This window comes from Robertmurraya beringensis (genome assembly GCF_042433785.1).
GTDB classification, from domain to species: Bacteria; Bacillota; Bacilli; order Bacillales; family Cytobacillaceae; genus Robertmurraya_A; species Robertmurraya_A beringensis.
The window spans coordinates 1-7513 of the sequence record NZ_JBHLUU010000082.1; the positions used below are offsets into that span (position 1 = coordinate 1).

9 protein-coding genes are annotated in these 7513 nt (G+C 36.2%); all 9 read left to right on the forward strand.

The window, feature by feature from the left end; genetic code table 11:
- Positions 1-390 precede the first annotated feature (390 nt).
- Complete coding sequence (locus tag ACFFHF_RS12285) at positions 391-1179, forward strand: class I SAM-dependent methyltransferase (protein ID WP_377058266.1); 789 nt, start codon at positions 391-393, stop codon at positions 1177-1179.
- A 41-nt stretch (positions 1180-1220) separates the two neighbouring features.
- Positions 1221-1937 (forward strand): metallophosphoesterase family protein, encoded by a 717-nt coding sequence (locus ACFFHF_RS12290; protein WP_377058267.1) that lies wholly within the window; start codon positions 1221-1223, stop codon positions 1935-1937.
- Positions 1938-1964: 27 nt separating this feature from the next.
- Positions 1965-2429 carry a VanZ family protein gene (locus ACFFHF_RS12295; protein ID WP_377058268.1) on the forward strand — a complete coding sequence of 155 codons (465 nt, stop codon included), beginning with the start codon at positions 1965-1967 and terminating at the stop codon, positions 2427-2429.
- 174 nt (positions 2430-2603) lie between these two features.
- A complete protein-coding gene (locus tag ACFFHF_RS12300) occupies positions 2604-2765 on the forward strand; it encodes a hypothetical protein (RefSeq protein ID WP_377058269.1) in 162 nt (53 codons plus the stop codon).
- A 101-nt stretch (positions 2766-2866) separates the two neighbouring features.
- Entirely contained in the window at positions 2867-3646 is a 780-nt protein-coding gene (locus ACFFHF_RS12305) for a hypothetical protein (protein ID WP_377058270.1), read from the forward strand.
- Positions 3646-3912: a PqqD family protein gene (locus ACFFHF_RS12310; RefSeq protein WP_377058271.1), complete on the forward strand. Its 267-nt coding sequence runs from the start codon at positions 3646-3648 to the stop codon at positions 3910-3912. The genes ACFFHF_RS12305 and ACFFHF_RS12310 overlap by 1 nt, the downstream gene beginning before the upstream one ends.
- A complete protein-coding gene (locus ACFFHF_RS12315; protein WP_377058272.1) occupies positions 3902-4336 on the forward strand; it encodes a S24/S26 family peptidase in 435 nt (144 codons plus the stop codon). The genes ACFFHF_RS12310 and ACFFHF_RS12315 overlap by 11 nt, the downstream gene beginning before the upstream one ends.
- A 14-nt stretch (positions 4337-4350) precedes the next feature.
- Positions 4351-6150, forward strand: a complete 1800-nt coding sequence (locus tag ACFFHF_RS12320) for an ABC transporter ATP-binding protein (RefSeq protein ID WP_377058273.1) — start codon at positions 4351-4353, stop codon at positions 6148-6150.
- 17 nt (positions 6151-6167) lie between these two features.
- Positions 6168-7184 (forward strand): nucleotidyltransferase domain-containing protein, encoded by a 1017-nt coding sequence (locus ACFFHF_RS12325; RefSeq protein ID WP_377058274.1) that lies wholly within the window; start codon positions 6168-6170, stop codon positions 7182-7184.
- Positions 7185-7513 lie beyond the last annotated feature (329 nt).

Below are 7513 nucleotides of genomic sequence, written 5' to 3' on the forward strand. Positions count from 1 at the left end.
TTCTCATCAAAGAACAGAATGAATTCTGTTCTTTGATGAGAAGGCCACCAAGCAAAGCGCGGTAGTTACCCTTACGTTCTTACACTAGTAAACAAGTTAAATGCGACAACTATCTTGACAAACACCGATAGTGAATGGATAATACAAGACATATAGTGATATTAATTATGAAAAGTGCTCTTAGTTTTTATAAAAGAGTTAGGAGTACTTTTCATTTCCCGCCTTTTACACATTATTCTCATTTGTTCCCCCTATTCTTCTTCACCCTCTTTTTAATCTTTTTTACTTCATCTCCATACATCTATTCATTTAAAGTGTTGTTCTCTTTTAAGAACGATGGTATATTTGAACTCAAAGATAAAGGTATTTAATATATTAGGGGGATTTGAATTGCACTCTAAACTAATTATCATCGCTAAACAACATATTAAAAAAAATAGGTCTTCTAAAAATATCATAGTTAGATGGTTTGCGGCCATTTTAGAGTCTTTATGGAATATGTGCCAAGCAACTATAAGAGTGTGTACTGATAAAGAATATAGAAATGATATTTTTATGAAGGTATTAAACGGAAAGAATGTTCATCAAACTACTCCACTTACCTTTATGAACCGATATCCTAAAATTTTTACTGCTTGCCAAGAATATTTTAAGGGCAGAGAAGATTTAAAGATACTGTCCTACGGTTGTTCCACAGGTGAGGAAGTTTTAACACTGCGCCGATACTTTCCAAATTCAAAAATAATTGGTACAGATATTAACAAACAAAGTCTAAACACTTGTAGGAAACTTCAAGTGGATGAGAATATCAATTTTATATATTCCTCACAAAAAGAGATTCAAAAGCATGGGAAATTCGATGCAATATTTTGCATGGCAGTTTTGCAAAGAAAGCCTCATGATATAGCTGCCATGGGTATAACTAATTTAAAAAAGATTTATCCTTTTGAGAAGTTTGAAAAACAAATTATTTCATTAGACAATCTTGTAAAGCCAAATGGCTTATTAATTGTTCACTTTACACAGTATTCACTTTTGGACACTAGAGTAGCTCATAAATATAAACCATTAGGAAACTACGTACAGGATGATTACACAACCCCAGTTTTCGATAGAAACAGTGAAATAATTAAAAATCCAAATCCCCAGAAGAGTGTCTTTATAAAATTGAATGCCTAAATAATGAAATGTATAATTGGAACAAAAAAGGAGTTTAGAAAATGAAACTAGCATTCATCTCCGACATCCACGGCAACGCCATTGCCTTAGATGCGGTACTACAAGATTTACAACAGAAAAACGTAGATAAAGTCTTTATTCTTGGCGATATCTGTTACCGCGGACCTGAACCGCAGCGTGCGTTAGACCTAGTTCGAGCACTCGATTGTAATGTAATCAAAGGTAATGCTGACGAATGGGTGGTACGTGGTGTTCAGCAGGGAGAGGTCCCTGATCATGTTCTTGAACTAATGAACAAAGAAAGAGATTGGATAGTCTCCCAATTGTCTGATGAAAGTATCGACTACTTAAAAGAATTACCAACTCAGTTGAACCTTGGGGTTGAAGGAATACGAATCCATGCTTTCCATGCTACTCCGGACAGTCTTTTCGAAGTCGTGCCCCCAACAGCTAGTGACGAAACCATCCTAGAAAAGTTGGTTACCAGTGAAGCAGAATTGTATATCTATGCTCACATTCACAAACCATACATACGTTTTATCAATGGGAAATGTATAGTAAACATTGGAAGTGTAGGTCTTCCATTTGATGGTCTAAATAAAGCTTCGTATTCTATAGTTGAAATTAATGAGGGTAGTATCCAAACCTCAAATGTCCGAGTGAGCTATGATGTCCAAAAGGTAGTAGAGCAGTACATGAACGTAGAATACCCAAATGCAGAAATGATGAGTAAGGTTGTCTTACAGGGAAAACTGTGATAGGGTGCTAATAATCGGAGGTACATTATGTTTTTTATAAGATTGCTTCTACTTGTTATCCCTATCTTGTATATGGCACTGATTTGGATTCAAACTAGCAACTTCGATCCAGAATCTGTCTATATGCTTTCCACTCAAATAGATATGAGCATCCTTTTATTAATAGGAGCTGGGCTTGAGTTAGCCCATCTCTTTGAGTTTGGGCTTCTATATTTATTTTTAATAATGGTTTTTCTGATTTTTGGAAAGCTTTCATACAAAAAAGAGATGTTGGCAGCTGTGCTAGCTATGGGGTATGGGGTGATAGATGAACTGCACCAGTACTTCATTCCCTTTAGGTCGTTTTCTTTAGTTGATTTATTGAAGAATTGTATTGGTGTATGGTCTTTGTGGTATTTGGTACATATGAAGTACATGAATAAAAGGTCTAGATTTGGCAGTTTACTAAGAAAAATTACATATAAAAAAGACAGTAATGACCTAACTGTTTAGTATGAAAATGGGAGTTTTTGTCGAATTTTTTGTTCTTTTCAAAGAACTGTTAATCATGTATAATCTAGTTGGTAATGTAGATTAAATAGGAGTTTTGTCGTTTTACTTTGTTGAGATATCTTTTTTTACTATTATCGTTCTTTATAAAGAATTCGGTAAAGGAGGTGATATAACATGGAAAAACCTCTAGTATTAAGCCATCAGCCAATTCGTTTTGAAACATCACAAAGCTGGAACAAAGGGAGAGGACCCGTATCGGGAGATCCAGGTAAAAGTGATGGAGACAAATATCCGCATGATCCGTACGATCCGAAAAAAGATCATCCGAAAAAATAACAACACAATTCTTACTGCGGGACATTTTATTGTCATAAATAAGCTAATAAATGTACATTTTGGTCCCGTACTTTTTCTATAGTTGTTAAAGGAGAAAAGCAATGAAGATGCATTTACAAATTGGAGAACATATAGCTTTCGTAACTTACGAAACTTCTTTTATTAAAGCTTTTTTTGAAAGAAACTATATCGTCCTCCCCTTAAACAGTGGCGATTCTGAAATCTCATTGAATATTAAAGCTAGTTATGGTGACCCTTTTACTAATTACAATGTAGAAATTAAAAAAGGAACCAATAAATTATACTATCGTCGTGCCGATTATCTTATCGAAACCACTCGAGATTATAAACAAGCAACCATCCACGTTCATGACGAACCTGCCCTAAAGCATGCTCTGATGAACTTTTACAGTGCATTTATCCTCCACAACAACTGGGGCTTATTAATGCATTCTTCTTGTGTAGTGGAAGAAGGGAAGGCTCATATTTTTACAGGCCGTTCTGGAGCGGGGAAGTCCACTGCCGCCCAATTATCAGCACCTAGAGTTCTCCTTTCGGATGAGGCAACGCTTGTCAAAATTACTCCTGAATGTATAACGGTGTTTAATTCACCATTTCGTAGTGAGTTAGAGGTGACAGGTAAAGAAATCTCAACACAGCTAAAGAGCATTCAACTTTTACGGCAAGCTGTGTTCAATAGTAGGAAGCAACTAAAAAAGTCAGATGCTGTTTTAAATCTTATGGATAAGGTATTTTACTGGGTGCACGGTCCTGAGGAAACGAAAAAGATTATGACCCTGTTAATAAGTTTAGTGGATAAGGTCCCAGTCTATGAACTGCATTTTCAAAAAGATGATACGTTTTGGGAGTTGATTTCATAATGACGCACTACATACAAAAAGAGAGCCTTGATACTTCCCAACTTGATGGAGACTGGATTATATTAGATGCTGAGCATTTTACCGTCACAAAGCTTAATGAAATGGGTGGCTTTTGTTGGTCATTGCTTAAGGAGAAACAGACGGCCGGCTCCATTATTCAATCCATAGAAGCTGAGTTTCAAGGAAACCTATCAATTGATGCGAAAGACATTGAGGAATTTTTAAAAGAGCTTGTCGAATACGGATTGGTTATTCATGCTGTTTAGTCAGGATATTATTTCCGTTCTTCAAAAAACGATAACTAATGAAGGATCTATTTCTCTGCCAAGTGAAGGGAATAGTATGTATTCCCTTATACAACAAGGAGATATTTGCAGGTTTGCACCTTTTGATCCAACCTCTTTAAAAAAAGGAGATATTCTCTTATTTTGGGCTTCAAACGGTAAGTTGATTGCCCACCGATTTTACAAGATGGAATCAGAGAACACGTATAGCTGTAAAGGTGATACAAACTTTGGATTTGATGAACCTATTCAAAAAGAACGGATTCTAGGTACACTTGTTTCCATTGAAAAGCAAAGATATGTAGTACAACCGAGCAATTTGATTGTAGCAGGATGGAGTAAGTTAATTCTTACTTTTCCGTTTCTTTCTTTTATTCTTAGAAGCTATTTAAATAGAAGATTTTAAGATGGAGTGTCATTATGAATAGAGTGCAGCAGCTCTTACCTCGGATAAAAGAATATATTGTGCTTAAGGATTTGAAAAAAACCTTTGGATTATTAAAGCCTTTTGTTTTGAAGCGATGGAAGGCTTATTTGATTTTGTTGCTATTATTATTTATTGATATTTTTTTAACGGTTGCGTTTGCTTCATTTTTTGGAAAAATTGCTGATGCTGCCGTTCGAGCAGATTTCGAGGAAATCAAATCACTTATTCCGATTGCTCTTACACTGGTTGTAATAAGTATAACCTTTTCTTTTGCAGATATTTACTTTGAAACAGTAGCCACAAACGGAGTGAAACGAGATATTAAAGACTATTTATTTAGCCATATTTTAAGACTCCCAACAAATCGTTTTTCTCAGATGAAATCCGGAGAAGTACTTACTTACTTTTCAAATGATGTTCATAACCTCGATGGTGTCATTGGGAGTAGTTTAATAAACCTCATCAGACTTCCACTCATTTTTTTGGTCGTCTTTATTTATCTTCTTCAGTTAAATATGACGATGTCTCTTCTAACCCTTCTTGCCACACCATTTGCCATTATAGCTGGAGCCGTATTTGGGGTGCTGCTTCGTCGTAATAGTAGAAAACTCAACATACTTTTTGAAAAAGTAAATGAACATCTTAGTGAAACCTTTCAGGGTATCTCTGTTATTCGATCTTTTACCTTAGAAATGAGATCCTACCAGGAATTTTCTTCTTATAATGAAGAACTCTATCAACTTGAGCTTACTAATGCAAAGTTAAGAGGATTTTTTTCCTCAGGGGGAAATCTACTAAGTGCAGGCTCTTACTATATCAGTCTTTTATTAGGGGCATATTTTGTTTCTGAAGGATCTATGACAGTAGGTGCATTACTAACCTTTCAGAGTCTTGTTGGTTATTTAGTGAGTCCAATGACAAGACTTGCAGGACAATGGGCAGGCTTTCAGCGATCACTTACATCAGTGGAAAGAATACTGAATGTAACCGAAGAAAAGGCAGAATCTCCTCGACTACCTTCTTACACGTCAGGAGAGAGTCTTTCACATGCGATGGAACTTCAAGAGATAACTTTTAGTTATAATGAATCAACTCAGGTGTTTAATGAATTACAACTATCCATCCCTGCCAACAAAGTCATCGCCCTAGTCGGCCCAAGCGGAGCAGGAAAAAGCACCCTATTCAACCTACTCCAAGGCTTCTACCAACCACAAAAAGGAGACATCCTTTTTGACGGAGTATCCATCAAGGAAATGACCGTGTCAAAGTTGAGAAGCACCATCGCCAGTGTGCCTCAAGAAACATTCTTGTTTGCTGGGAGCATACGGGAAAACCTGATGTTAGCTAGGCCAGGAATCACAGAACAAGAAATGATTCATGCTGCACAAGACGCCTGCATCCATGATTACATCCAAACACTACCAAACGGCTACGGTACCGAAATTGGCGAAAGAGGGATAAAGCTATCAGGTGGACAAAAGCAACGAATCGCGATCGCCAGGGCAATATTAAAGGATGCTCCAATCCTCTTGTTGGATGAAGCCACCTCTGCTCTTGATACAGAAACGGAATACTATGTGAAGGAAGCTTTGAACTCTCTGAAGAAGAATCGAACCACTCTTGTGATTGCTCATCGTTTATCAACGATTGAAAGTGCTGATTTAATTTTGGTAATGGATCAAGGAAAAATCGTTCAGCAGGGAACCCACGAGGAGTTAATTAACCAACCAGGATTATATCAAACTCTAAGTCGTACAAAGTTTAAACCCAAAGTTGAACTATCACTTGCATAAAGAAAGGAGGGTGTGTCATGAAATGGATTCAGGCTTTGTATGAATCAGATGTAACCCTAGATTCATATAATTATAAATCTCTGTTAAAAGAAATCATGGAGTTTGGGGTTGCTCCTCAAGTTTACTCCCTATTAAAGCAACAAGGAACTTTAAATCAAACACCTGTATTTTTCCAGGAACGTTTGAAGGAGCAATACGAAGAAAATCTCTTTTTAACACTTTTTATCAAAAACCAATTAACAAAAGTCTTAGATTGCTTTGATAAAGCTGAACTTCAAGCTATTCCTTTGAAAGGTGTATTATTTGCTGAAAAGTACTTTGGTCATATTGGAGCTAGATGTACATCAGATATAGATTTACTTATTCAGCCAGAGGACTTGGAACGTGCGATATCCGCAGTTATCTCATTAGGTTATACGGTTGAAGAGAAACCAATTGAAGGTCATTTTCACTGCAGCTTCAGTAAACCAATTCCAAACTCAAATATCCCATTAACGATAGAGTTACACTGGAACCTGTTGAAGGATGATACCTCTAAGCTTCCGATTGAAGAGTTTTGGCAGGGAGCTAGGACTTTAGGAAACTACCAATATATCAAAGAACTGTCAGACTATCATACCTTTTATATGATTTGCTTGCATGGATGGAGACATAATCTTGATTCCCCTAAACACTTTTTAGATATCATTCAACTGATTTATCGGATTGGTGACCGAGTGGATTACATACAATTGCTCGTTCAGGCTAGGCATCATCGGACTCAAAAGCGAATGATCCGTACGCTTGCGATCGTTTATCAACAGCATCCTTATTTACAAAAAATAAAACCATTGCCTGTTAAAAGACCGAACCTATGGGATTATAACGCGTTTAGAAATGGACACAAGAAACAGTTGAAAAACTACCTGGATTTTGTGGACTATTCCTTTTTTAGTTATGATAGCTTAACACATAGTAAGAGAGAATTTTACAGTTGGATTAAATCCCTACGACCAACTAAACCACTTGTTATTTCCTCCAATAAACACCAGTAGCTGTAGCACTTATTAAAAGGCTTACAGCTATTTTTCATTCCTCAGATTTATTACATTCCCACGTTAAATACACGTTAAATATCATATTTACTATTGTCTTCCTCACTTTCACATGGTAAAGTAGGTTTATTCTTTTAAAAGACGAATATTTTTTAGTTTATATATTATTAATGTTCGTATTTCGGTTGATTCAATCCTAAGATGTTATTGCCATCCCAAAATGACCGATAGTTGACGGTGTTGCCTGTCCAGAATTTGACGGTTATAATGTCCATGTGTGCATAATTCGAAACATTTTGACATTTATAATTCTGGAGAAAGGAAAAGAC